25 protein-coding genes and 1 pseudogene are annotated in these 24321 nt (G+C 72.3%); 12 read left to right on the top strand and 14 right to left on the bottom strand.

Features of this window, described 5'->3' with window-relative positions:
* Positions 1–7: 7 nt before the first annotated feature.
* On the bottom strand, positions 8–316 hold the full coding sequence (locus OG594_RS21380) for a hypothetical protein (RefSeq protein ID WP_266601325.1): 309 nt from the start codon (positions 314–316) through the stop codon (positions 8–10).
* Positions 317–433: 117 nt separating this feature from the next.
* Between OG594_RS21380 and OG594_RS21375 the strand changes: the two genes are divergently transcribed.
* The 4 genes from OG594_RS21375 to OG594_RS21360 all read left to right on the top strand — a co-directional run bounded on the left by OG594_RS21375 (position 434) and on the right by OG594_RS21360 (position 3807).
* On the top strand, positions 434–1171 hold the full coding sequence (locus tag OG594_RS21375; RefSeq protein WP_266601323.1) for a helix-turn-helix transcriptional regulator: 738 nt from the start codon (positions 434–436) through the stop codon (positions 1169–1171).
* A 70-nt stretch (positions 1172–1241) separates the two neighbouring features.
* Positions 1242–2183, top strand: coding sequence for a DMT family transporter (locus OG594_RS21370; protein WP_266601321.1), 942 nt, complete (start codon positions 1242–1244; stop codon positions 2181–2183).
* 69 nt (positions 2184–2252) lie between these two features.
* Positions 2253–3182, top strand: coding sequence for a 2-dehydropantoate 2-reductase (locus OG594_RS21365; RefSeq protein ID WP_266601295.1), 930 nt, complete (start codon positions 2253–2255; stop codon positions 3180–3182).
* Between the two features lie 133 nt (positions 3183–3315).
* Positions 3316–3807, top strand: coding sequence for a hypothetical protein (locus OG594_RS21360; protein ID WP_266601293.1), 492 nt, complete (start codon positions 3316–3318; stop codon positions 3805–3807).
* Between the two features lie 39 nt (positions 3808–3846).
* Here the strand turns inward: OG594_RS21360 and OG594_RS21355 are convergent, their stop codons facing one another.
* The 4 genes from OG594_RS21355 to OG594_RS21340 form a co-directional block, all read right to left on the bottom strand.
* Positions 3847–4191, bottom strand: coding sequence for a peptidase inhibitor family I36 protein (locus OG594_RS21355; protein ID WP_266601291.1), 345 nt, complete (start codon positions 4189–4191; stop codon positions 3847–3849).
* Between the two features lie 205 nt (positions 4192–4396).
* The gene (locus OG594_RS21350) at positions 4397–5248 is read right to left on the bottom strand and encodes a transporter substrate-binding domain-containing protein (protein ID WP_266601289.1); all 852 of its coding nucleotides are present in this window, start codon (positions 5246–5248) and stop codon (positions 4397–4399) included.
* 15 nt (positions 5249–5263) lie between these two features.
* Entirely contained in the window at positions 5264–5656 is a 393-nt protein-coding gene (locus OG594_RS21345) for a hypothetical protein (protein WP_266601287.1), read from the bottom strand.
* A 390-nt stretch (positions 5657–6046) separates the two neighbouring features.
* Positions 6047–6421 carry a hypothetical protein gene (locus OG594_RS21340; protein ID WP_266601285.1) on the bottom strand — a complete coding sequence of 125 codons (375 nt, stop codon included), beginning with the start codon at positions 6419–6421 and terminating at the stop codon, positions 6047–6049.
* A gap of 199 nt (positions 6422–6620) precedes the next feature.
* Here OG594_RS21340 and OG594_RS21335 point away from each other — a divergent pair, with 199 nt between their 5' ends.
* The 3 genes and pseudogenes from OG594_RS21335 (at position 6621) to OG594_RS21325 (ending at position 9392) form a co-directional block, all read left to right on the top strand.
* Positions 6621–6758, top strand: a complete 138-nt coding sequence (locus tag OG594_RS21335) for a hypothetical protein (protein WP_266601283.1) — start codon at positions 6621–6623, stop codon at positions 6756–6758.
* Positions 6742–8018 (top strand): annotated as a pseudogene (locus tag OG594_RS21330) (FAD-dependent oxidoreductase). The gene OG594_RS21335 and the pseudogene OG594_RS21330 overlap by 17 nt, the downstream one beginning before the upstream one ends.
* 150 nt (positions 8019–8168) lie before the next feature.
* Positions 8169–9392 (top strand): cytochrome P450, encoded by a 1224-nt coding sequence (locus OG594_RS21325; protein WP_266601281.1) that lies wholly within the window; start codon positions 8169–8171, stop codon positions 9390–9392.
* 21 nt (positions 9393–9413) lie between these two features.
* Here the strand turns inward: OG594_RS21325 and OG594_RS21320 are convergent, their stop codons facing one another.
* Together OG594_RS21320 and OG594_RS21315 are read right to left on the bottom strand one after the other, a co-directional pair.
* Positions 9414–10094 carry a M15 family metallopeptidase gene (locus tag OG594_RS21320; protein WP_266601279.1) on the bottom strand — a complete coding sequence of 227 codons (681 nt, stop codon included), beginning with the start codon at positions 10092–10094 and terminating at the stop codon, positions 9414–9416.
* On the bottom strand, positions 10091–11308 hold the full coding sequence (locus OG594_RS21315; RefSeq protein ID WP_266601277.1) for a PP2C family protein-serine/threonine phosphatase: 1218 nt from the start codon (positions 11306–11308) through the stop codon (positions 10091–10093). Before OG594_RS21315 ends, OG594_RS21320 begins: the two co-directional genes overlap by 4 nt.
* Before the next feature lie 312 nt (positions 11309–11620).
* Here OG594_RS21315 and hemC point away from each other — a divergent pair, with 312 nt between their 5' ends.
* The 4 genes from hemC (at position 11621) to OG594_RS21295 (ending at position 15331) form a co-directional block, all read left to right on the top strand.
* Positions 11621–12553 (top strand): hydroxymethylbilane synthase, encoded by a 933-nt coding sequence (hemC, locus tag OG594_RS21310; protein ID WP_266601275.1) that lies wholly within the window; start codon positions 11621–11623, stop codon positions 12551–12553.
* Positions 12554–13073: 520 nt separating this feature from the next.
* Positions 13074–14174 (top strand): AraC family transcriptional regulator, encoded by a 1101-nt coding sequence (locus OG594_RS21305; protein ID WP_266601273.1) that lies wholly within the window; start codon positions 13074–13076, stop codon positions 14172–14174.
* Between the two features lie 163 nt (positions 14175–14337).
* Complete coding sequence (locus OG594_RS21300) at positions 14338–14901, top strand: hypothetical protein (protein ID WP_266601271.1); 564 nt, start codon at positions 14338–14340, stop codon at positions 14899–14901.
* Positions 14902–15013: 112 nt separating this feature from the next.
* The gene (locus OG594_RS21295; RefSeq protein WP_266601269.1) at positions 15014–15331 is read left to right on the top strand and encodes a hypothetical protein; all 318 of its coding nucleotides are present in this window, start codon (positions 15014–15016) and stop codon (positions 15329–15331) included.
* Positions 15332–15398: 67 nt separating this feature from the next.
* Here OG594_RS21295 and OG594_RS21290 read toward each other — a convergent pair whose 3' ends face one another.
* The 5 genes from OG594_RS21290 to OG594_RS21270 form a co-directional block, all read right to left on the bottom strand.
* Positions 15399–16148, bottom strand: a complete 750-nt coding sequence (locus OG594_RS21290) for an SDR family oxidoreductase (protein WP_266601267.1) — start codon at positions 16146–16148, stop codon at positions 15399–15401.
* Positions 16149–16304: 156 nt separating this feature from the next.
* A complete protein-coding gene (locus OG594_RS21285) occupies positions 16305–17219 on the bottom strand; it encodes an AraC family transcriptional regulator (RefSeq protein WP_266601265.1) in 915 nt (304 codons plus the stop codon).
* Positions 17220–17344: 125 nt separating this feature from the next.
* Positions 17345–17710, bottom strand: a complete 366-nt coding sequence (locus tag OG594_RS21280) for a hypothetical protein (RefSeq protein WP_266601263.1) — start codon at positions 17708–17710, stop codon at positions 17345–17347.
* A 131-nt stretch (positions 17711–17841) separates the two neighbouring features.
* On the bottom strand, positions 17842–19269 hold the full coding sequence (gene rox / locus OG594_RS21275; protein ID WP_266601261.1) for a rifampin monooxygenase: 1428 nt from the start codon (positions 19267–19269) through the stop codon (positions 17842–17844).
* Between the two features lie 346 nt (positions 19270–19615).
* On the bottom strand, positions 19616–21187 hold the full coding sequence (locus tag OG594_RS21270; protein ID WP_266601259.1) for a S8 family peptidase: 1572 nt from the start codon (positions 21185–21187) through the stop codon (positions 19616–19618).
* Between the two features lie 788 nt (positions 21188–21975).
* On the opposite strand from OG594_RS21270, the gene OG594_RS21265 reads away from it, so the two are divergent.
* Positions 21976–23091 carry a hypothetical protein gene (locus OG594_RS21265; RefSeq protein WP_266601257.1) on the top strand — a complete coding sequence of 372 codons (1116 nt, stop codon included), beginning with the start codon at positions 21976–21978 and terminating at the stop codon, positions 23089–23091.
* Here the strand turns inward: OG594_RS21265 and OG594_RS21260 are convergent.
* Both OG594_RS21260 and OG594_RS21255 read right to left on the bottom strand, forming a co-directional pair.
* Positions 22985–23728, bottom strand: a complete 744-nt coding sequence (locus OG594_RS21260) for an RICIN domain-containing protein (RefSeq protein WP_266601255.1) — start codon at positions 23726–23728, stop codon at positions 22985–22987. The genes OG594_RS21265 and OG594_RS21260 overlap by 107 nt on opposite strands.
* Entirely contained in the window at positions 23725–24204 is a 480-nt protein-coding gene (locus tag OG594_RS21255; protein ID WP_266601253.1) for a hypothetical protein, read from the bottom strand. The genes OG594_RS21260 and OG594_RS21255 overlap by 4 nt, the downstream gene beginning before the upstream one ends.
* Positions 24205–24321: the final 117 nt, after the last annotated feature.

Below are 24321 nucleotides of genomic sequence, written 5' to 3'. Positions count from 1 at the left end.
GGACCTCTCAGTACTCCTCGTCCGGGTAACCCCAACGGATTTCCGGCTCGGCTCCTGCCGCCACTGCGGCGACCGTCGCCGCGAAGACCCCCTCGAAGTGCGGTTGCCACAGGTAGAAGCGGGAGATGCCGAGCGGGAAGTCCGAGTCCCCGGAGACGAAGTGCGCGCCGGCCTCGTCCACCGCTACGCCGATGGTGACCTGGTTCGCTATGTCCTCCTCGTACATCAGCTCCTGCAGGGCGCGGACGATCGCCCAGGCCTGCGGCTCGTCGGCGACCCGGGTGACGGTGAAAGCAAGATCGATGTTCACTGACATGCCGGAAGAATAGGTGGGGCCACCGACACCGGGGCCGTCCGGACGAGTGGACCTCGACCCGTACCGACCCGTACCAATCGTTCGCTGTTTACCGAAATCATGGGGCATCCTGGACGTATGAACGAGACGCATCCCGGATCGACGTCCGCGGGCACGGCGGCCCCCGCGGCCCTGCTGGCCGCCTTCGCCTCGGCCCTGGCCGACGAGACGCGCGCTGCGATCTGCATGACGCTGCTGGAGGGGCGCGCCTGGACCGCGGGCGAGCTGGCCCGGATCACCGCGGTGGCACCGTCCACCATCAGCGGCCATCTGACCCGACTGCTCGACGCGGGCATCTGCGTGACCGAACGGCAGGGCCGCCACAGCTACGTGCGCATCGCCGACGCCGCGACCGCCCGCCTGATCGACGAGCTGGCCTCGCACGCCATTCCGGACCGGGACGCGGCGCACGCCGTGCCCGTGGTCGCTGCGCCGGACCCGCTGGCCCGCGCCCGGACCTGCTACGACCACTTCGCCGGGCGGCTCGGCATGGCGGTGACCGATGCGATGGAGCGGCGCGGGCTGCTGCGTACGCAGGACGTGTTCGAACTGACGGAGGCCGGCCGGGCCTGGTGCGCCGACGCGGGCATCAGCCTGGCCGGCGAGGGACGCAGGCGACTGGCGAGTTCCTGCCTGGACTGGACCGAGCGGCGCCGCCACCTGGGCGGCCTCGCCGGGGCGCGGCTGTGTGCGCGGGCGGCGCAGGAGGAGTGGGTGGTGCGCCCGGCGGGCGGCGGCCGGGCCCTGGAGGTGACCGATGCCGGGGAGCGGGCCTTCGGAGATCTGCTGGGACTCACACCGGAGGCGTGGAGCTGATCCGCACCGCCCCGCACGATCGGCCGTCAATTCGGTCGACACCGAAATGTTGCGGCCGTAGGGTGGGCGCATGACGTTCCGCTCGAGCTCGATCCCGCCCGGCGCCCTCACGGTCGGCGCCGTCACCTTCACGGTGTTCGCCTGGGCCTCCGCCTTCGTCTCCATCCGCAGCGCGGGCAGCGCGTACTCGCCCGGCGCCCTGGCCCTCGGCCGACTGCTGGCCGCCTCGCTGGTGCTCGTGGTACTGCTCCTGATCAGCCGCCAGGGCCTGCCGCCCCGCGAGGCCTGGCGCGGGATCCTGGTGTCCGGCGCGGTGTGGTTCTGCGGCTACACGATCGTCCTGAACTGGGGTGAACGGCTGGTCGACGCGGGCACGGCGTCGCTGCTGGTGAACACCGGGCCCATCCTGATGGCGCTCCTCGCGGCCCGCCTCCTCGGCGAGGCGCTGCCCCCGCGGCTCCTGGTGGGCATGGCCGTCTCCTTCGCCGGAGCGGTGGTCGTGGGTCTGTCCATGTCGTCCGGGGACGGCGGCTCCACCTCGGTGCTCGGGGTCGTGCTCTGCCTGCTCGCGGCGGTGGCCTACGCATCCGGCGTCATCGCCCAGAAGCCCGCGCTCTCCTACGGCACTCCCCTCCAGGTCACCACCTTCGCCTGCCTGACGGGAACGGTGGCCTGCCTGCCCTTCGCGGGCCGGCTGTTCGCGGAGCTGCCCGGGGCGCCGGTGTCCGCGACCCTGAACATGGTCTACCTGGGCGCGGTGCCGACCGCCCTCGCCTTCACCACGTGGACCTACGCCCTGGCCCGCATGCCCGCCGGCAAGCTGGGGGCGACCACGTACGCCGTCCCGGCCATCGTCGTGCTGCTGAGTTGGGCCCTCCTGGGCGAGGTGCCGGCCTGGCTGACCCTCCTCGGAGGGGCGCTCTGCCTGGCGGGCGTGGCCGTCTCCCGGTACGCGCCGCGCGCCCCGCGGACTCCCGTCGAGGACAGCCCGCTCGGTGCGGGCCGGACCTGACCGGTCCCCGTCTCCTCCCCCGACTCCCCTCCCTCCCCCTCCCTTCCCCTCCCTCGAAAGGAACCCTTCATGCGGATCCTCACGGTCGGCGCCGGCGCCGTCGGCGGGTTCTTCGGCGCCCGGCTCGCCACGGCGGGCCGGGACGTCTCCTTCCTGGTCCGACCGGGCCGGGCGAAGGCCCTGGAAGCCCGCGGTCTGCGCGTGGCGGGACAGGGAGAGGAACTCCACCTCACGCCGAAGCTGGTGACGGCCGGCGCCGTGGCCGGACCGTACGACCTGGTCCTGCTCTCGGTGAAGGCGACCGCCCTGCACACGGCCCTGGCGGACATCGAACCCGCCGTCGGCCCGGACACCGCCGTCGTACCCCTGCTCAACGGGGTCGCGCACCTCCGGACGCTCGTCGCGCGCCTGGGTGCCGGAGCGGTCCTGGGCGGCGTCGCGAAGGTGGTCACCACCCTGAACGACGACGGCGACATCCTCCGCATGGCTCCGCCCGCGGTCATCCTGACCGGCGAGCTCGACGCGCGCCCATCGGCCCGGGTGGACGCGATCCGCGGCGTGCTGGCCGAGGCCGGCATCGACTCGCCGGCGAGCGAGGACATCGTCGCGGCCATGTGGCACAAGTGGGTCTTCATCTCCGCTCTCGTCGCCCTGACCTGCCTGATGCGCGGCACGATCGGAGAGGTGAACGCCGTTCCGGGCGGCGCGGACCTGGCCACGGCGCTGATCTCCGAAACCGCGGCGGTGGCGGAGGCCGCGGGCCACCCGGTGCCCGCGGCGGAGCTCGCCTTCACCACGTCGACCCTCACGAGCCCCGGCTCCCCGCTCACCCCGTCCCTGTACCGCGATCTCGTCGCCGGGGCACCGACGGAGGCCGACCACGTCCTGACCGACCTCACCCGCCACGCCCGCGCGCTGGGCGTGGCCACCCCCCTGCTGGACCTCGCCGCCCTCCAGCTGCGCGTCCACGAACACCGGCTCGCCGCGGAACGCCCCTGAAGCCCTCGCGGCCCCGCCCCTGCGCGGTCACCCGGATGCCCCGCCCATGGGGCAGCCGGGCCGCCGGGCCCTTTGACTGGGAGGTCCGGAGGTCCGGAACACCCGTGGAGGCATGGTGGCGACGGTCGCGTGGATGCGTGGTGCGGCAGGTGCGGTGGTGCTGTCGGTGGTGGCGCTCGGCGCCGCGGGCTGTTCGGACGGCGACGGCAACCCGGCTGGCGCCGTGTCGAGCGCCGCGTCGGCGGTGAAGTCCGCCGGCGAGGCGGTCTCGTCGGCCGCGGCCGAGGCCTCGAAGGCCGCCGAATCGGCGGCCGCCGTCGCGAAGGACAAGCTCGCCGGGGTGAAGGACGGGGTGAATGCCAAGGACCAGGTGTCCCTGGGGGCGGTGGCCACCGACGGCGACGGATACACGACGGTCCCCGTGACGGCACGGAACACCGACGACGCGACGAAGTCCTTCGCGGTCCAGGTCGAGTTCAAGGACGAGAGCGGCAATCTCATCGACACCGTGGTCGTGACGATCACGGACGTCGCCGGGAAGGGCACGGGGCAGGGAACGGCCCGCAGTACGCACAAGCTGTCGGGCACGGTCTCGGCGCAGACCGGTTCGGCGCTGCGCTACTGAACCCGGACCGCACCCTGCTGCGCTGCGCGCCTTCCGGGGTCAGCAGTGGTCGCCCACGGCATCGATCTTCGAGCCGAAGCGGCCGCTGTAGTTGCTCGCGTAGTCTCCGCTGCGGACCGGTCGGCACTCCTTGCCGCTCGCCCAGTCGATGAAGGCCCCGCTCCTGTTGGCCCGGAACGACCCGACGTGGTTCACGAACCTGCTGGGGAGGTCCACGTAGCCGCCGCGCCAGACGTAGAGGTCCCCCGTCCCGTCCTGGTACCGCCACAGACAGATCGCGTTGGCGGGGCACGCGGGCAGGGCCTGAGCGGGTGGGACGGAAGTGAGTGAGACCAGTGCCGCCGCGCCGGCGACCAACAGGGTGCGTACGTGACGTGTCCTCATGCGGATCCTCCTCTTCGCCCCGTTCGTCTCCCATCGTCCTCGCCCGGGCGCCGGTGTGGACGGCAACACCCGGATTCGCCGGACCTCTTCACCACATCTCCCCGAGCGGTGCGGACCCCCCGCTGACCGGCGGGTAGCAGGGGCCCCGGCCACGCAGGGGCCCCTTCCACCGCACTGCGGCCACCGCACCCGCCGGCCGCGCCGGTCACTTCCGCGGCTTCTCGTGGCATCCGACGTCCTGCGGCTTCGGCTGGAATTCCTTCCACCGGTCCCCGGCCGCCAAGTCCGGGAACGACGCGGTGAAGTCCTTGTACCAGTCGCTGTTGGTGACGTACTCCATGACCGTGGCCGCCAGGTCCTTGCACTCCGCCTTGTGGTCCTTGGCAATGCCGATGCCGTAGTTGTTGGGCGAGCCGACGGTGGCGTCGGCCACTTCGACGGTCGGATCCTGGTGGGCGAAGCCGTAGAGGATGAGTTGGTCGGTGGAAACCGCAGTGACGTCACCCGACTTGAGCTTGTTGATGCAATCCTGTGCATCGCTCCCCGGGGTGCGTTGGATCTGCGGGTACTGCGTTTTCAGCACGTCGTCGGAGGTCGTCCCGGGCCAGGTGCAGACGGCCTTGCCCTTCAGATCGTCGGACGACTTGATCGGGGGACCGCCTTTGCGGACCAGGAAGCCCTGCTTGGTGACGGCGTACGGGCCGACGAAGTCGATTTCCTCCAATCGGGCATCGGTGATCGAGAAGGTCGCGATCACCAGGTCGACGCGATCGTCCTTGAGCGCCTGCAAACGGTCATCGGAAGATATGTCGTTGAAGACGTTCTTGTTGGGCGCGATGCCCTCCGCCTTGGTGAGGTGGTAGGCGACCTGGATGTCGAACCCCGTGCGCTTGTAGTGTTCCCACACGCTGGTGCCCGGCTGGTCGTTCTTCACGCCGATGACCAACCGGTTCTGCTCGAAGATCGACGGCTGGCCTCGGTCGTCGCTGCAACAGCCACTCGTCAGGGACGCCAGAGCGAGCAACGTGAGCGCGATCCCGCGTCCACGCGAGGTCATGAACATGAATCTCCATCAATTGTTCTGCAGGACGGCATGGTTGACATCGAGCTCGACATAGCAGCCGGGTGCGGTGCGGACCGTGAGGACCAGGCCCAGCGACTTCCGGCCGGGGTCAAGTCGGATCTTCACCCTCCGCTCCCCCTGCTCTTCGACCGTTCCGCCGGCCGTCGTCACGTCGAACGTCGTGGAGGGCAGGCACCACTGGCTTCGGTAGTGCTCATCGAGATCGACGTCGAACGTAAGGACGGACCGCTGCTGGGGAACGACCACGGTCACCTCACGTCGACCGTCGTTGCCGAGCGGCTGGCGATCGGCCTGACGGAACTGATCCGTGACCGTGAGGTCGCCGTGGTCCTGGACCCAGGCGAACCCCCACCAGCTTGCGGCGACCAGCAGGACGGACACCCCGGCGAGGATCGCAGAGGGCTTCACGGTGCCGCCGCTGGCCCTGTCGGGTGCCTTGTCGGGTGTTGAGGGTGACACGGACACGGCGACACCCAGCCCAGCGGCAAGCGCCAGGAGGGAAGGAACCAGGTAGTACGCCTTCTGCCAGTCACTGCTTTCTGGCCGGAAACACGAGTACCACCGCGAGGCTCACGAGCGGGAGGCACATCCAAGCCCAACGACCGGGGCCGGTGACGCTCACGCGAATGAACCTGAGGTCCCGGCCCACAGCGATCGCCCCGTCGCTTGCCCCCACCCTCCTCGACCCTTCGTCCCCGCCCGATCCGGACACCGGCGCACTGACCGCCCTGTCCTCCTCCGTGGGTTCCCCGGGCCCGATCGGGGACGGGGTCACGCCTGATGCCTGGGCAGGTCGACGCCGTACATGAAGTCACCGACCGCGATCGATCCTTCTCCCCTGGACGTCACGACGCGCGTTTCGGACTGCGACCTCAGATCACCGAGGCCGACGGGCAGTTGGACCCCGGCACCGATGATGCCGATGCCGACCGACAGGCCCCCGTCCTCCGCGGCCACCCGAACCCTCCGGACGCTACCGTCACTGACGGCGGTAGCCGGCGCCTGTCCGTCTCCGGCCCGGCGTCCCCCCGCTTGCGTGCCGCTGCTGCGACTGCGCATCAGTCCGTGGACCGTGATCGCGAGGCCCAACAGGGCGATGATCGCGCCACCCACGCTCGCGAACTTGTCCGCGGTCTCGAGATCCACCAGAGCCGCGACTGCCACCAAGCCGGTCCCAGCTGTTGCACACAGCCCTGCTGCCATCCACCACGCCCATCGATGCGGCATACGCCCGCCCCCTCGTCAACTGGCCACCGGCATCGCCCCGTAGCCGGATTGTGCTACTTGCTCCTTATCGCAATCGGCCCGTCCCTCAACGCCCTGGGACCACACCGTGCACACCTGCATGTCCGCTTGGTACGTGCGGGTCGAGTCGGTGATGGTGGCGGGGGCGCTGCCGAGCTGGTTCTGGCGCGGCCATCAGATCGGGATCGCCGATACCGCCGGCGGCGCCCCGGGTGCGGTATATGTCCTCCGGGGGTGACCCGATGCCGGTGAAGGGAGTGGGTTGCATGGAGCGGACCACCTGCTGTGTGGTGGGAGGAGGGCCCGCGGGAATGGTGCTGGCCCTGTTGCTGGCCCGGGCCGGGGTCGAGGTGACCGTGCTCGAGAAGCACGGCGACTTCCTGCGGGACTTCCGCGCGACACCGTGCACCCGTCCACCCTGTCGCTGCTGGACGACATCGGCCTGGCGGAGCGCTTCGCCCGGCTGCCGCAGCGACGGGTCACCTCGGTGCAGCTGCCCATCGCGCCCGACCGGTCCCTCGTCACGGTCGGGGACATCGGGGCACTGCGGGGGAAGTACAACTACATCGCGATGGTGCCGCAGTGGGACCTGCTCGACCTGCTCGCCGACGAAGCGGGCCGGGAGCCCTCCTTCCACCTGCGCATGAACACCGAGGCGACGTCCTTCCTGATCGAGCGCGGCAGGGTCACGGGCGTGCGGTACCGGACCTCGGACGGTGGCACCGGTGAACTCAGGGCCTCGCTGACCGTGGCCTGCGACGGACGCGGCTCGCTGGCCAGGGCCCTGCCCGAGCTGGGGCTGGAGGAGTTCCCGTGCCCCATGGACGCGTGGTGGTTCCGGGTGCCGCGCCGCGAGGAGGACCCCAGCGGGCTCGTCGGCGGCCTCGGGGACGGGCTGTTCGTCGCCCTCATCGACCGCGGGGACTACTGGCAGTGCGCGGGGCTCATCCCCAAGGGGTCCGACGCCGGGCGCCGCGCCGAGGGCCTGGAGTCCTTCATGGCGCAGTTCGCGGAGGCCGTCCCCTGGCTGGCCGACCGGGCCCGGACCGTCACCTCCTGGGACGAGGTCAAGCTGCTCGACGTACGGCTCGACCGGCTGCGCCGCTGGCACCGCCCGGGGCTGTTGTGCATCGGTGACGCGGCCCATGCCATGTCGCCGGTGTTCGGCATCGGCATCAACCTCGCCGTGCAGGACGCGGTGGCCGCGGCCCGCCACCTCGTGGGCCCGTTGCGCGAGGGCACCGTAGGGCTGCGGGACGTACGCCGCGTGCAGTGGCGGCGCCTGCCCACCACCGTGGCGACCCAGGGGCTCCAGCGCCTCGCGCACGCCAAGGTCATCGGGCCGCTGTTGGCCGGCCGTGCGGCGTTCGGGAACCCCCGGCGGGCGAAGCGGCTGACCGAGCTCCTCACCGACTCGCGCCGGCTGAACCGGCTGCCGGCCTACTTCCTCGCCTACGGGGCCCTGCGCGAGCGACCCCCGGGGGAATCGCTCCGCTGACCTCGTCCCGGTCCGCCCCGGTCCGCCCCGGTCCGACCCGCCCCGACCCGCCTCGGCCCCACCTCGCCCGAGGCCGAAAAGCGACGTATCGGGACGGTCAGGCGGATAACCTCGCTCCCACAGCGAGGACGACACGCTCCGGGAGGCCTCATGAGTGAGCAGCAGCCGACCCTTCTGCCCTACGCCGACCCCGCCTTCGTCGCGGATCCGTTCCCCTTGTACCAGCAGCTGCGCGAGGAGGGCCCCGTGCGCCGCGTCGTCGTCGCGGGCGGCCTGGACGCCTGGCTCGTCACCCGCTACGAGGACGGCCTCGCCGCCCTGTCCGACGACCGCCTCAGCAGCGACGTACGCGATGCCTCGGACAGCCGGATCCTGCGGCAACTGCCCGATACGGAACGCGATTCGATGCTGAGCAACATGCTCCGCAGCGACCCGCCCGACCACACCCGGCTACGCCGCCTGGTGTCCAAGGCGTTCACCGCCCGCCGCGTGGCGGAGATGCGGCCACGGATCCAGGCCATCACCGACGCCCTGCTGGACGCGGTCGTCCCGGCCGGCCGCGCCGACCTGGTGGCGGACTTCGCGCTGCCGCTCCCGGTCACGGTGATCAGCGAACTGCTCGGGGTCCCGGTGGACGAACGCCACGACTTCCAGCACTGGACGGACCGGATGCTCAGGCGGGGCGCGGAGCCGCCCGATCCCGCCGTGGTGAACGAGGCGTGGCAGCACATGCGCGCCTACCTGACGGGGCTCGTCCACGCCAAACGGGCGCGACCCGGCGACGACCTGCTCAGCGGCCTCGTCACCGCCCGCGATGCGCAGCAGCGGCTGAGCGAGGCCGAGTTGATCGCCATGGTGTTCCTGCTGCTCGTCGCCGGTTACATCACCACGGTCAACCTGATCGGCACGGGCATCGCCACGCTGCTGGCCCACCCGGACCAGCTCGAGCTGCTGCGCTGCGACCCCGACCTGCTGCCGGGAGCGATCGAGGAGTTCCTCCGCTACGACGGCCCGGTCAGTCCCGGCATCGCGCGGTTCGCGCGCGAGGACGTCGAGATCGCCGGGGTGGCCGTCCCGCGCGGCGCGACCGTCCTGATCGGCTCGGCCGTCGCCGACCGCGATCCCGAGCGGTTCCCCGACCCCGACCGCCTCGACATCACCCGCAAGGACAACGCCCACCTCGCGTTCGGGCACGGCATCCACTACTGCCTGGGGGCTCCCCTGGCCCGGCTGGAGGGCCAGATCGCCATCGGCACGGTCCTGCGCCGGCTCCCCGGGCTGGCCCTCGCCGCGGACCCGGACGGGATCCGCCGGCGCCCCGGCGGACTGCGCGGACCCGAGAGCCTGCCGGTGACCTTCACCCCGGGCGGCTGAGGCCGGCGCCCCCTGGCCGGTTCAGCCGCCGTCCTCGGAGAAGTGCTGGTAGTCCGGCGGGCTCCAGCGGCCGCCCCAGTACCAGCCGATCTCCCGGAAGGCCCGGGTCACGACCCCGTCGGGGGTGATCATCCCGGGGCTGGTGCGGCCGCGGTCGAGATGGGAGCGACCGTTCGGCGGATGGCTGGTGCCCCGGACGTCGACGTAAGGGTTCTCGACGGGGTTGATGTCGATGGCGTCGCCCCAGGAGTGCCGGGACATCCGGCTCGGGTCTCCGGTGACCCGCCGGCAGTTGAAGGCGGAGGTGTTGTCGTCGGCCATCGCCGCGGCGTCGCTGCCGCCGTACTCGGCCATCACCCGCATCCGACGGATCGGGAAGCGGGCGGCGAAGGCCTTCCCGAAGGCTTTCAGCACGGGGGCGACCACGTCCTCGTGGACCACCAGTTCGCCCCGGTGCACCGTGCCGTCGAAGCCCCAGTGGTTCATCCGGACGAGCCGGAGCTGCTCCGGCGGCACGGGACAGCCGGGGTGGTGGGTGGCGGCCAGCTTCTCCGGGGGGACGGCCGTAACGTGCGCGGACAGCGTCTTCACCACGGGCTGGCGCGCGGCCTGGAAGCGCGCTTCGGGCAATTCCCCTGTGCATGACAACGCCGTCGCGCACAGGGTGCCGGTCAGGGCCACGCAGGCGAGGCGGTGGCTCACCGTTCCACCGTAGGTCGGCCCGGCCGTCCGGGCATGCCGGAGGGGGCGGCTCCGAGGTCCGTGGGCGGGCGGGGACGGGCCCGGGCGGCGAGCACGGCGACGTCGTCCTCCGCGTGCCGGGCGTCGAGGCCCTCCACGACGGCGTCCACCACCGCGTCCACTCCCGCCCCCACCGGGGGGCGCACTGCCACCAGCCGGGCCAGCGAGACGTCGATGTCCTCGCCCCGCCGCTCCACCAACCCGTCGGTGAACATCAGCAGGGTCTCCTGGGGCGTGATCGCGCGCGTGACGGCCTCGTAGCCGCCGATGCCGGTGCCCAGCGGCGGGCCGACCGGAACGTCGACCAGCGAGGCCGAACCGTCGGCCCCGAAGACCGCCGGCGGCAGGTGGCCGGCACCGGCGAACATCGCGACGCCGCGCGCGGGATCGACGCGTACGAGCAGGCAGGTCGCCGGCCTGCGGGTCGCGTCGCCGGCGGCCAGGGCGTCGAGCTGGCGCAGGACGCGGTGCGGGGCGAGGTCCGTCGACGCCACGTCCCGCAGGGTGGAGCGGTACGCGTTCATGTCCACGGCCGCGTCGAGCCCGTGGCCCATCACGTCTCCGACGACGAGCAGCGTGCGCCCGTAGTGGAGGCGGATCGTCTCGAACCAGTCGCCCCCCACCAGCGCCCGGGGGCCGGCCGGCAGATAGCGGCTGGCCACCTCCAGGTTGGGGTGCGGGCGGCCCGGTTCCGCTACGAGCGCCCGCTGGAGGTGCGAGACGGTGTGCTCGGTGGCGGCCAACTGCCGGGCGTGCCCCAGGTGCACCGCCGCCAGCCGGGCCGCGAAGTGGACCGTCGCCGCCTCGTGGTCGCCGAACCCCGCGCGGGCCCGTACGACGGTCAGCATTCCGTGGACCCGTTCCCGGTCCGGCAGCGGGACGAAGAGGACGTGGACCGGAACGCCGTCGGCGACCGTCGCCCACTCGGAGAGCTGGTGTCCGCCGTCCGACGCCCGTACCGCGGCAGGTGCGTCGACGCTCGCCGTCAGCAGCCCGACGGCTCCTGCCGTCGCCACGCGGTGGGAACCGCCGTCCTCCGCCACGAGGTCCACGGCGACCGCGTCGCACATGTTCCGGGACAGGAAACCGGCCAGTTCCTGGCAGGTGGTCACCGCGTCGAGGGTCGTACCGATCTGTCCGACGGCGGCCTCGGCCGCCCGGACACGTGCCCACAACCCCTCGGGCCCACCCGCGGACCCGGTGGGGCCCCCGCCACGCTCCGGCAACGGACCTCCTCGCCACGGACCGCCGAAGCAGCCATTCCAGCAGGAGTACCGGTCACAGGCACGCACGCCGCGCCCCGCGGACCTGCGGGCTCACGGGGCGGGGGCGATCGACCGTGCCGGCCGCCCGCTCCGGGGGGACCATGCGTGGCGCGCCGGGTCCCTCGAACACGTTCCCGAAGCAACCAACTCGCCTACCCCGTACGGCCGATGGCCCCCGGCACCGATGCCCGCCGGCCGGGCCCGAGGGCGTATCGTGCCCGCATGCCCGCTGATCTGATCCGCATCGTCTCCCGCGATTCACCGATGGCCCTCGCCCAAGTGGAGCGCGTCCGCGCCGAGCTCGCCGCACTCCACCCGGAGATCAGGACCACCGTCCTGCCGGTGAAGACCACCGGCGACAAGTGGATGGGAGACCTCTCACAGGTCGAGGGCAAGGGCGCGTTCACCAAGGAGGTCGACGCCGCGATCCTCGCCGGTGAGGCCGACCTCGCCGTGCACTGCGTCAAGGACGTCCCGGCCGACCGTCCACTGCCCGCCGGAACCGTCTTCGCCGCGTTCCTGGAGCGCGACGACATCCGCGACGCCCTGATCCACCCGCAGGGGCTCACCCTCGACCGGCTCCCGCCCGGCACCCGCATCGGGACCTCCTCTGTGCGCCGGATCGCCCAGCTCGCCGCCGCGTACCCGCACGTGGAGTGCGTGCCGATGCGCGGGAACGCCAACAGGCGCCTGGAGAAGCTCGCCGCAGGTGAGGCGGACGCGCTCCTCCTGGCCGTCGCCGGACTCCACCGCATCGGCCGCGCGGACGCCATCACGGAGATCGTCCCGGTGGACACCCTGATGCCGCCGATCGGCGCCGGTGTCCTCGCGCTCCAGTGCCGGGAGGACGACACCGAACTCATCGACACCGTCAGCGCCCTCGGCCACCCGGACACGCACCGCGAGACGGTCGCCGAGCGGATGCTCCTCCACGTCCTCCAGGGCCACTGCAACAGCCCGATCGCGGGGTACGCGCGGGCGGAACGCGGAGGGGACCTCTCCCTGCGGGCCTGCGTGTTCTCGCCGGACGGCAAGGAGGTCCTGAACGCGCACGAGTGGGCGGGCCGCCTCGACCCGGCCACCCTCGGCACGTCCGTCGCGGTCGCCCTCCTCCGGCAGGGTGCCCGAGAGCTGATCGACAGCATTCCGCACTGACCCCACCCCCGTGCGGGTCAGTGCGTCCGGACGGACCCGGCGTGGGCCGACGGCCGTGCCCGGCCCCGTTGGTCCCCCGCACTGCCCAGACCCCCGTCCGGGGCAGTGCGTTCGCCGGGGCGCCCGGGCGACGTCACGCCGGGCGCGGCGCCGTGGTGACGGACACGGTGGCGGTGTCCTGTGCGGCCGCCGGCGCCGGAACCAAAGCGGCCAGCGCGACATCGTCTCGGGTCAACTCCACGGACACTCCTCGCAGAACGGATCGTTGGCAGGTACTCGCACCCGGAAAGCGCCTTCGGGCAGCGGCTCTTCGGTCCGGTGCACCAGGCCGGCGGCCGGCCGTCCACACCCCGCGAGAACGATCACCACGCTATGGCCGCGCACACCGCCGGGCCAGGGCAGCTCACGCCAGCCAGGGGACCGTCCGCGCCACGGGTCGGTCCCACAGGCGGAGTTGGGAACCTCCTGCGCCGGTCCGGACCGACGACCGGACGTTCCCGCTCGTCTATGCTCAGCCCCTGTGATCACGCAAGCACACCACGGAACCACCTCCTCCGCCATCACCCGGCTGAGCATCACCGCGGCGCGCCTGTTCGACATACCCGCGCACGGGTACGCACACCTGCTGGGCCTGGCGCCCGAGCACCTCAACGACGACCTGTGCCGGACGCCCGCGGCCACGGGCATCCGCATCGCCGAACTGACGACCGTCCGCGTGCCCTGGACCGAGTTGTCCCTCCTGCTGGCCGAGCAGTCGAGCATCGGCACCCTCGGCGTCTGGGACTACCTGATCACCTCGGCGCCCACTCCGCTCGAAGGGATCCGGGACGCCGCCGCCTACCTCTCGATCGTCGGCGACCCCAGCACCGACGCCCTGCGGATCGCCGAGAACGGCGAGCAGATCGTCATCAGCCACATGAACGAGGCGGATCAGAGCTACGAACCGGCCTGCGCCATCCGCGCCTTTGCGCTCGGCCTGTACCAACGGCGCCTCAGCGCTGCCGCACAGCGCCCCCTCGTCCCCCTCCGGGTCAGCCTGGCCGCCAGGACACCCCGCCGGCACGACGCCCTGATCGAGCTGTACGGCACCCGCAACATCGAGTTCGAGGCCCCGAGCAGCACCCTCACCTTCCTCGCCTCCGACCTGACCGGGCCGACACCGCACGCGCAGCCCGGCCTGTCCACCGTGCTGCGCAGGCACGCCGACCAGACCCTGGCCACCGCGATCCCGCTGCACAGCTGGCTGGACCTCTTCCGCACCGCGCTGGCCTCCGTCCACGACGAAACCGTTCCGACGCTGCCGGCGGTGGCACGGCGCATGGCCGTCAGCCCGCGGACCCTCCAGCGCCGCCTCGACGAACACGACACCACGTGGAGCAACGAGGTGGAGGCCGCGCGCCGGGACCACATCACACGGCTGCTCCACGGCACCGACCTCAGCGTCGACGCGATCGCCGCCCGCAGCGGCTACGCCGACGCACGCGCCCTGCGCCGGGCGGTCCTGCGCTGGTACGGCACCACACCCGCCGCCCTGCGCCGCACCGGTCTCCCGGGCCCGGCCGGCGCGTCCGGGGAGCACGCACCGGAAGGCCGTGGCCCGGTGGCACGGTCCGTGACATGAGCGACCTCATGATCGAAGACCACGAAGACCCCGTGCGGAAGGGGGCCACCGCCCCGTTCAGTGAAGCGGCCGGACGCGGCGATGGCCGGCGGCGCTCCTCCGGACGGCGCGCTGCCCGCTCGCCTGCGGGGCGGGGCCGTCGGCCGGCCCTACCGTAGGCGGCATGGCCCCTGACGAGACGCCCCCGGCCGGGTCCCCCGGCGGAGCCGCCCCCGGCGCCGACGACGAGCAGGCCTTCGATCGCGATCCGCACTTCGCCGCCGCGCGGCTGAAGGAGCGGCTGTACGCGACCATCACCATGATCTCGGTGGTGCTCGGGCTCGCGGCCTCCGACCACGTCGGCGCCACCGGAGCCGCCGCGACCGTGGTGACCACCGCGCTGGGCCTCTGGCTGGCCGCGCTGGTCGCCGACCAGCAGGCCCACCGCGTCGTCCACAGCCGCCTGGCGACCGGCCACGAGCTGCGCCGCATGCTGTCCGTCAGCAGCCCTCTGTTGCTGTCCGCCGCGGGACCGTTGGTCCTGATCGGTGCGGCGGCGCTCGGGCTGATGGCGGTGGACACCGCCCTGCTGGTCTCGGCCGGGGTGAGCGTCGCCGGGCTGTTCACCTGGGGGTGGTACGGCGGTATCCGCATGGGTGGCGGCACGGGCCTGGCCCTGCTGGCCGGCACCCTGGACGCGGCCATCGGCACCGCGGTCGCCCTGGTCAAGGCCGCCGCGGGCCACTGATCGCCGCCAGCGGGCCGCCCGGCCGTCCCGCGCCGCCGCGGGGACGCGGGATTCCCGGAGCCGCCGTAGCGTGGAAGCATCAGAGGCACTCCGCGGTGAGGGGCGATGCGCCATGACCTGGGCTTCGTGGACGACGACAGGAGTCTTCGCCGGACGGGGCGGAGTACGCACCGACGAGGCGGGAGTCCTCACGGGCGACCTGACCGTGCACACCACCTGGTCGGACCCGGAGGCCCATGTGGCGGTGCAGTACAGCGGCGGCTCGGACTGGTTCACCGTGACCGGCAGTCCGGTGCGCTGCGAATCCGAGGAGTTCAGCCGCGTCCTGCATCAGACCGTGGTGGATGCCGTGCGCGCCGACGGGGCCGCCACGGTCCCTCAGGACCTGCCGGAGGAAGTCCGCCGGGCCCCCCGCGCGCCGGCTCCGTGATCGGCCCCGCCGCCGGTGCCGGCGCTGGTGCCGGCACCTGTGACGCCACCGGGCAGCAGGTGGTCGATCACTTCGCCTGGGCGAGCCGCACCGCGTCGGCACCGGCCGGGAATCGCAGCTGCCCGGTCGTGTCGTGGGCCGCCCGCCACACGGTCTCGGCGACGTCGCTCTCCCTGGTGTAGAGGTCCTGGCCCATGAACTCCTCCATGGCCTTCTTCGCGAAGGCCGCGTAGGGCTCCGGAACCAGTTCGTCCGGCGACTCGCCGTTCGTCGCCCGCTGCCCGAAGTTCGTCGTCAGGCAGGCGCCCGGCTCGACCGTCTTCGCCCGTACGCCGAAGGGCGCGAGCTCGAGCGCCAGAGATGCGGTGAACCCCTCGACGGCCATCTTGCTCGCCTTGTAGACGGCCGAGAGCGGCATGTGGCCCAGCACCACGCTGGAGGTCACGTTGATGATCACGCCGGATCCGCGCTCGCGGAACTGCGGCAGTACCGCCTGCGTCATCGCCATCACGCCGAACGTGTTGGTCTCGAAGACCTCGCGCACCCGGGCCATGGGGGTGTCCTCGAACACTCCGATCGAGGGGACGCCCGCGTTGTTGACCAGGACGTCGACGGGCCCGGCCGCTTCGAGCGCGGCACTGATGCTCGCGGGTTCGGTCACGTCGAGCTCGACCACGCGGAGCCGGTCCGACTCGGGCAGGACGCCCGTACGCGGCGTCCGCATGGTGGCGATGACGTTCCACCCCTGCTCGTGGAAGTAGCGGGCGGTCTCCCGGCCGTAGCCGGAGGAGGTACCGGTGATCAGAACGGTCTTCATGGTGTGTCCCTCGCGATGTGGTGGGATCCGCGGGCAGACAGGCATTTTCCTGCTCCCCGGAAGAACTTCTGATCCCATTGAATCGCCCTGACCTGCACGAACAGTAGACCTATCCTCGCCCCTCCTTGCACGATCCTCGCCGATCACCTGCTTCGATCAGGGCAGGGCGCCAAAGGGGACCGGTGCGCGTACGGTGGTGCGCAGTCGGGCCGCGTCCCGGCTCGGGGGTGCGCCGAACTGACGGCGGTACTCGCGGCTGAACTGCGACGGGTTGTCGTAGCCGACGCGGTGGCCGACCCCCGTGACGTCGCCCGGGTGCGTGGCGAGCAACAGCCGGGCCTCCTGGAGCCGGATCTGCTTCTGGAACTGGATGGGGCTCATCGCGGTCACCGCCTGGAAGTGGCGGTAGAACGCGGAGACGCTCATGCCGGACAGCCGTGCCACGTCCTCGACCCGGAAGGGCTCGGCGTAGTGCTCGCGGATCCAGCGCACGGCCCGGGACACGTGGCTGAGGCCGCTGTCGGCGAGGCCGAGCTGGCGCACGGCCGCCCCCTGCTCGCCGGTGATCAGACGCCACAGGATCTCCCGCTTGACCAGCGGGGCCAGCACGGCCCGGTCGCGGGGCTCGTCGAGCAGGCGCAGCAACCGGACCACCGCGTCGAGCAGGGCCGGCGGGGCGTCGCTGACGGCCATCCCCGACGGCGCGGCGCCCGAGCCGGTACGGGGGGTGTCCCCGGGACCGGCCCGTAGGAGCAGTTCGGCGACGGCGGACGGGTCGAGCACCAGGCCGAAGCCGAGGGCCGGCCGGTCGGGGGCGGCCTGGGTGAACTGCCCGGTGACGGGCAGGTCGACGGATGCCACCAGGTACTGGCCGGCTCCGTACTCGTAGACCCGTTCGCCCAGCGCGATTCGTTTGGCTCCCTGGGCGATCACGGCCAGGACGGTGCCCGACATGGAGGGCGCGGGCGGATCCGGCCGGTCGACCTTCGAGATCAGGACGCCGTCGACGGCAGTGGTCCAGTCGGGGCGGGCGTGCCGCGCCAGCAGGGTGCGGAGCTCTTCGAGGCACATGCCTCCATTGCAGCACCCTTTGGGTTCACCTCTCCCGGGAATGCGAGGATCGTGCAAGCAACGGCGTGCACGGTCCTACGTTCTCGCAGGTCGGCGGCGCTGGACGGATCAGCCCCCTCCCTCCCTCACGGCTCGATCACGAGGATGCCGTACCCGACGAAGGTCGCCGCGGCGAGCAGCAGCAGGGCGAGGCGGCCGGCCGAGAGCCACAGCGGGAGGCGTCGGGCCCGTTCGGTCCCGGCCCGTGACAGCAGGGTCGCCGTCGCGGCCAGGGACGCGATCAGCCCGAGGGCGGCCGCGAACAGGGCGAGAGCCGTGGGCGAGGTGGGCCCGGTGGCGGGACCGTAGTCCTCCTCGATCCCGGGCAGCAGGAGGCCGAGACCGCACAGTACGAGGGACGCCAGGACGGTGGCCAGGACATCGAAGGCGAGGGTGAGGGCCCAGCCGACGGGCAGCTGCCGGACCGGGCGCTGCCCCTGGTTCACTGCCATGTACTTCTCCGTGGGATGTCTGGACGCCCGGACGTCGGGACGGTTGCTCTCGGGCGGTCGATCTCGAACGGCCGATCTCGGACGGTCATTCTCGGCACGGACGGCCGAAAATGACCAGTCCGCAGCAGAACCTAGTCCGCGGCAGCGCCGAACCACGTGGGCAACCGGTCGAGCAGGTCCTGCTGATCGTCACCGACCCACGCCACGTGGCCGTCCGGCCTCAGCAGCACCGCGGGCACGTCCAGTTCCTCGCTGACGTCGACGACGTGGTCGACGCGGTCCGCCCAGCCCGCCACCGAGAGCCGGCCCGTCTGGTCCAGCAGCAGTCCGCGCCCCTCGTGCATCAGCTCGTAGAGGTTCCCGCCCTTCAGCGCGACGTCCCGCATCCGCCGGCCGAGCAGTTCGTGGCCGTCACCGAAGTCGTAGCGGAGCCCGATGGCGGTGATCTTCTCGATCAGGTACCGGTTGACGTCCTCGAACTCCATCAGCTCGGACACCAGCCGGCGCACCGCCCGGGCGCCGGGCTCCGTGGACATCAGCTCCATCTGCGCGCGGGTGTTGTCCAGCACGTCGGCCGCCACCGGGTGCCGTTCGGCCTCGTAGCTGTCCAGCAGCCCTTCCGGTGCCCAGCCGCCCACCTCGGCGGCGAGTTTCCAACCGAGGTTGAAGGCGTCCTGGACGCCGAGGTTGAGGCCCTGGCCGCCGGTCGGCGGGTGGATGTGCGCCGCGTCGCCGGCCAGCAACACCCGGCCGACCCGGTAGCGCTCGGCCTGCCGGGTGGCGTCGCCGAACCGCGACAGCCAGCGCGGTGAGTGCACGCCGAAGTCGGTGCCGCCGACGGCCCGCAGCCGTTGCTTGAACTCCTCGAAGGTCGGCGGGACGGCCCGGTCCTGCGCCACCCCCTCGGCGGGCACGACGACGCGGTACACCCCGTCCCCGAGGGGCGCCGCGCCGAACCGCAGCTGCGTCTTGCGCACTTCGGCCATCACCGCGGCCAGCGTTCCGGGCTCCGCCGTCAACTCCATCTCGCCCAACAGCGTCTCGACCCGGGACGGCTCGCCGGGGAAGCCGACGCCGAGCAACTTGCGCACCGTACTGCGGCCGCCGTCGCAACCGACGAGGTGGCGCGAGCGCAGCCGCGTACCGTCGACCAGCTCGACGTCCACCCCGTCCTCGTCCTGGCTCAGCCCGACCAGTTCGCAGCCGCGCCGGACCTCGGCGCCGAGCTCGGCGGCGCGCTCGGCCAGCAAGCGATCGGTGATCGTCTGGGGGATGCCGAGCACGTACGAGTGGGCGGTGTCCATCCGCTCGGGCCAGGACGTACCGAGGCCGGCGAAGAAGCCGCCGACCTCGTAGCGCCGGCCGTGCGCGAGGAACCGGTCCAACAGGCCGCGCTGGGCCATCACCTCGATGCTGCGCACGTGGAGGCCGAGTGCGCGGACGTACGGGGTCGGCCCCGTCTCCTTCTCCAGCACGAGCACGTGCACACCGTGCAGCCTCAACTCGCAGGCCAGCATCAGACCGGTCGGGCCGCCACCGACGACGATCACGTCAATCATCAAGATCCCCCATTCGACAAGGTTGCGTCTCGCCAACCGCCCCGCGTCCCCGCAGGCCCGTACGCCGGCATGGCCGTACGTACTTCGCGAATCACTGATTTCGACAGGTTCTGGCTTCGATCGGAGATTCTGCTCCACGACCCGGGTCTTGCCGCAAGGCCCCCTGTGCGCTATACCTTGAGAGTGGCAAGGAGTGGGTAACCTCCTTGCCCTTTCTTTTTGTCGTCCGCCGTGAGCGCCTGGCGGCAACGCAACGCGGCAGGGCACAACGCAGCGGGGGCGACCGCCCTGTGGTCGCCCCCGCCTGTTCATCGCGGCTCAGAAGTCACGCGCCGTTCCCCGGGTGTCAGAACTGGAGCGCCCACGAGTCGATCTTGCCGGTGTCGACGTTCGCGTTGTCGTTCACGCGGAGCTTCCACACCCCGTTGGCGACCTCGGAGGAGGCGTTGACCGTGAAGGTCTTGATGATGTTGTCCGCGCTGCCGCCGGCGCGGTTGTGCAGGGTGTAGACGGTGCCGTCGGGCGCGACCAGGTCCACCTTGAGGTCACCGATGTACGTGTGCTTGATGTCGACGGCGACGGCCAGTGACGCCGGGGCGTTGCCCGCGACCCCGCCGACGGTGACGGGCGACTCGACGGTGGCGTTGTCGTTGATCGCGTAGTCGGCGGTGTTCTCGAACCGCTTGCCGGGCGGGACGGTGCCGCCCTCACCCACGTTGAGCAGCAGGTTCGGGGAGCCCGTACCGGGGCTGGTCACCACGTTCGGGGTCGCTGCGCCCACCAGGCCGTCGCGGACCTGGGCGGGCGTGCTGGCCGGGTTCTGCGCCAGGTACAGCGCCGCCGCGCCGACCACGTGCGGGGTGGCCATCGAGGTGCCGGAAATGGTGTTGGTGGCCGTGTCGCCGGTGCCCCACGAGGAGGTGATGGAGGAGCCCGGCGCGAAGAGGTCCAGAACGGTGCCGTAGTTGGAGTAGCTGGCCTTGGCGTCGGTGTTGGTGGTGGCGCCGACCGTGATGGCCTCGGCCACGCGCGCCGGGGACTTCGTCGACGCGTTGGTGGACTCGTTGCCCGCGGCGACGCCGTAGGTGATGCCGGAGGCGATGGAGTTGCGCACGGCCGTGTCGAGCGCGGAGTCCGCTCCGCCGCCGAGCGACATGTTGGCCACCGCCGGCTTGACCGCGTTGCGCGTCACCCAGTCGATGCCCGCGACGACCTGGGCCGTCGTACCGCTGCCGTTGTTGTCGAGCACGCGGACGCCGACGATCTTGGCCTTCTTGGCCACGCCGTACGCGCCGCCCGCGACGGTTCCGGCGACGTGCGTGCCGTGGCCGTGGCCGTCCTGGGCGGTGTTGTCGTTGTCGATGGCGTCGTAGCCGTAGGAGGCGCGGCCGCCGAAGTCCTGGTGCGTGATGCGGACACCGGTGTCGATGACGTAGGCGGTGACGCCCTCGCCGGCCTTGTCCGGGTAGGTGTAGCTCTGGTTGAGCGGGAGCGCGCGCTGGTCGATGCGGTCCAGGCCCCACGACGGCGGGTTGGGCTGGGTCGCGTCGACGGTGAAGACGCGGTTCTGCACGACGGACTTGACCGCCGGGTCGGCGGCGAGCTTCTTCGCCTGGGCCTCGGAGACCTCGACGGAGTAGCCGTTGAGGGCGGCGCTGTAGGTCTTGTCGATCTTCGCGCCGTACCGCTTCGCGACGGCCTTGCCGCTGTCGGCGGTGGAGCGTGCGGCGGAGTCCTCCAGGGTCACGATGTAGCTGCCGGAGACGGTTCCGGCGGCGCCGGCGTTCTCGATCACGCCCTGCGCGCCGTTGTCGGCCGCCGAGGCGGGTAACGCGGCGGCCGCGCCGAGCGCGAGGGCGGCGACTGCGGTCGCGCTGATACCGGCGAGCCTCCGGCGGGTGTGACGCATCACGGACATGTGGGGGGTCCTCCTCTGGGTGGACGCTGCGGGGGTGGAGCAGCGACCTGACGGAGCCATGCATGTAGGCATGGCCATGACAATGCGAAGCCCGACTGGCTGTCGCCTACGAAAGGTTGACCCAGCCCCGTCGCACCCACAAGAGGCCCAGGGACGCGTAACATCCCTGCCATGCCCCGGTCATGATTGAGCAAAGGTGCTCCGCACATGACGTAGGCACGGACCGGTCGGGCCGGCCCCGCGACGGGCAAGCGCGCCGCCCCGCGGACGGCACCCCGGACCGGCCCGGTGCGCGGTCCGCCCGCGACCGCGATTTCCCGCCGGACCCGGCCGTGGTGCCCGGACCGGCCGCTGGGGCGAACTCGCTGCCGCAGTACGGGTCCGGGCCGCCGCGGCCTGGGACGTTCTCGGTGCCCCCGGAGGAGGGGCCCACCTGGGCCGCGCCGCCGACCGGGCGGGTTCTCGCCACACGGGAACTCCTCGGGCCGAGCCCGCCGTACGCGGGCCGGGGTGCGCGCACGCACGCGGATCCGGCCCTGCGGCCGGCTCCGGAGCCGGCCCCGGCAGACGGCGGCGACCCCGCGGAATGCCCTGGGTCGCGTACTGCGCACGGTCCGGGCCGAGTTGTGAAATTTTCGTGCCCGCCGTCCTCGCCCGGCCCCGCCGGGTGGTCCCGTGGTATCCCACCGCCTCCCTCGGACGGGGGAGGCGAGTGCGACGGGCGGGGGACGCGGCCGCTCGGGGCCACCTTCGAAGATGGGATTCCATCTGATGGAAGGGGAGTTCGGGTGGAACGGTGGGATCGGGTCGGGCGGCGAGCCGCGTACGGGGCGGCACTGGCACTGCTGCCGTACCTGCTGATCAAGGTGTCCTGGGTGGTGGGTTCGCTCATGGGGCTGCTGCCGGTCGGCAACGGGTTCGGCAAGGCGGAGTGGGTGGTGCTCAACACCATCACGGTCGGTATGGCCGCGATCGGAATCGCACTGGCGCTGGCGCTGGTGCGGCCGTGGGGCATGCGGATACCGGGGGCGCCGGTCGCGTTCTGCGCGTGGGTGGGGTCGGGGTTCCTCGTCTCGATCCTCCCGTTCGGCGTGCTCGGCGCGCTCCTGGACACGAGCGGCGACGCACAGGGCGGCGGGGCCGGGAGTCCGGCCGATCCAACCGATCCGGCCATGCCGGTCTGGGAGGGCGTACTGGTCCAGTTCGGCTTCGTGGGGATGGGGTTGGGGCTGACCCTCGCGGTCCCCGCGTACCTGCGGCGGCGCTGGCCGGATGCGTTCACCGGGCGCGTCGGCGGGGGCCCCCGCACGGCCCTGCCCTGGGCGGCCGGCGTCGGTGCGGCGGTCGGGCTGCTCTGGCTCTACTGGGCGGCCGGCGGCACGGCGGGCATCGCGCACCCGGTCGAACGGAACGCCGACTGGTACGTGCTGGGGGCGATCTCCGGATTCTGGGCGCTGGCCGCTTCCGCCGCCGTCGGAACGATCGCCCGGGCCCGACCTGCCCGCTTGCCACGCCTGCTGCCCCTGGTGTTCGGCTGGGTCGGGTCGGGTTCGCTGTTCGCGTGGAGCGGATGGAAGTTGCCCATCACCGTGTACGTGGCCTGGGCCGAACCGGTCGGCGCACGCCCGCCCGAGAACCTCGCCGTCGCGGTGGTGCTGCACGGGTGCGCGGTGGTGGCGGGCGCGGCGATGCTGCGGACGCTCGTCCGCCCGCGTGCCCGCGCCGCCGAGCCCCGCGCCCGGGCCGAGCCGCCGCTCGGCCCGGGGCTCGAGTGCCCCGGCGCCGACACGACACCTCCTAGGGGGCGAGCTGCCACCACTGGTCGTCGTAGTGGTCGCCGCAGGACGTCTGCGTCGCGGGCCGGGCCGCCTCGCGGCCCTGGACCGTCAGGCACTTGGTGTTGACGGCATTGCGCAGCACGAACTGGTCGGCCCGGTCGCCGCTCCCCCACTGCAGTTCCCAGTGCTGCCCGTCGTTCCGAGCGGCGGTGCAGGCGAACTGACGGGCCGGGGCGAAGTTCTCCGAGCCCACCACGGCCAGACACCGGCCGCTGTGCGCGTTGCGCAGGGTGCGGGTGTCACCGCCGCCGGCCTGCAGGGCGAGCGTCCAGGTCCGGTCGGCGTCGTCGGTGCAGGTGTCCTGCACGGGGACGAGGCCGTCGTCGGTGCCGGGAACCCGCAAGCACAGCTTGCTGTCGTAGTTGACCAGCCGCCCGGTGAGGACCGACGGATCCGCCGTACCCGTACCCGCACCCGTACCCGTACCCGAACCCGGACGCGGTGCGGGGGACGAGGTCGTGCTCTTGGCGGGCGGCGGGACGGCACCGGTGTCCGAGTCCGCGCCGCCCACCCGGACGGCGATCACGGTGGCCACGCACACCAGGGCGACCGCGCACGCCGACACGATGCCGGCACGGTGCTCGTGGAAGTTGACCTGGAGGTTCCCGCTGCCGCGCTGCACCCCGGTCGGGCCCCCGTAGGTATCGCCGCGGCGGCCGTCATCGCGCCCGCCGTCGCCCCCGTCGGACTCCGCCCCGTTCACGGGCGGGAGTCGAACCGGTTCACCTGGATGTTGCCGTGCCCGGACTGCGCCGCCGTCGGGCCGAGGAACACGTTCCCCGTGAACCCCTCGCCTCCGGCGGCCGGGCGCACCGCCTGCGCGGCCTCGTCGAGCAGGGCCCGGAGCTCCGCCGCGGCTGCGGCCCGTTCGTCCGGATCCAGCTCCTCCAGCAGGTCCTCGGTACGGGTCCGCCAGGCCTCGCCGTGCCTGCTCCGCTCCTCGTTCCCGTTCCCTTCCGGCCCGTTGCCCTCCGGCGCGTTGCCGTCCTGCCCGGCCGCCGTCAGCTCGGCCGCGGTCCGGTCCAGGCGTTCCAGCTGGACGGCCTCCTGCTGCCGGTCCCCGCGGCCGAACAGCCGGCCCAGCCGGTTCCGCAACGCCAGCCAGGCGTCCGTTCCGGCGGCCTGCACGACGCCCGAACCGACCGAAGTCGCCAACGCGACCATCGCCTCGTCCAGCATGAAGCTCCCCCTTCGCCGTCCCCGGGCAACAGCGTCAACGGTAGCCCCGCCGGGCCGGCGGGCAACAGCGCTGCGCAGCTTCGAGGCCGGCACCGCGCCTCGCGGCGCATCCGAGGG

It is taken from the genome of Streptomyces sp. NBC_01214 (assembly GCF_026340975.1).
In the GTDB taxonomy this organism is placed as follows: domain Bacteria; phylum Actinomycetota; class Actinomycetes; order Streptomycetales; family Streptomycetaceae; genus Streptomyces.
Note: the sequence above shows the minus strand (reverse complement) of the source record. Positions and strands in the feature narration are given on the sequence as shown.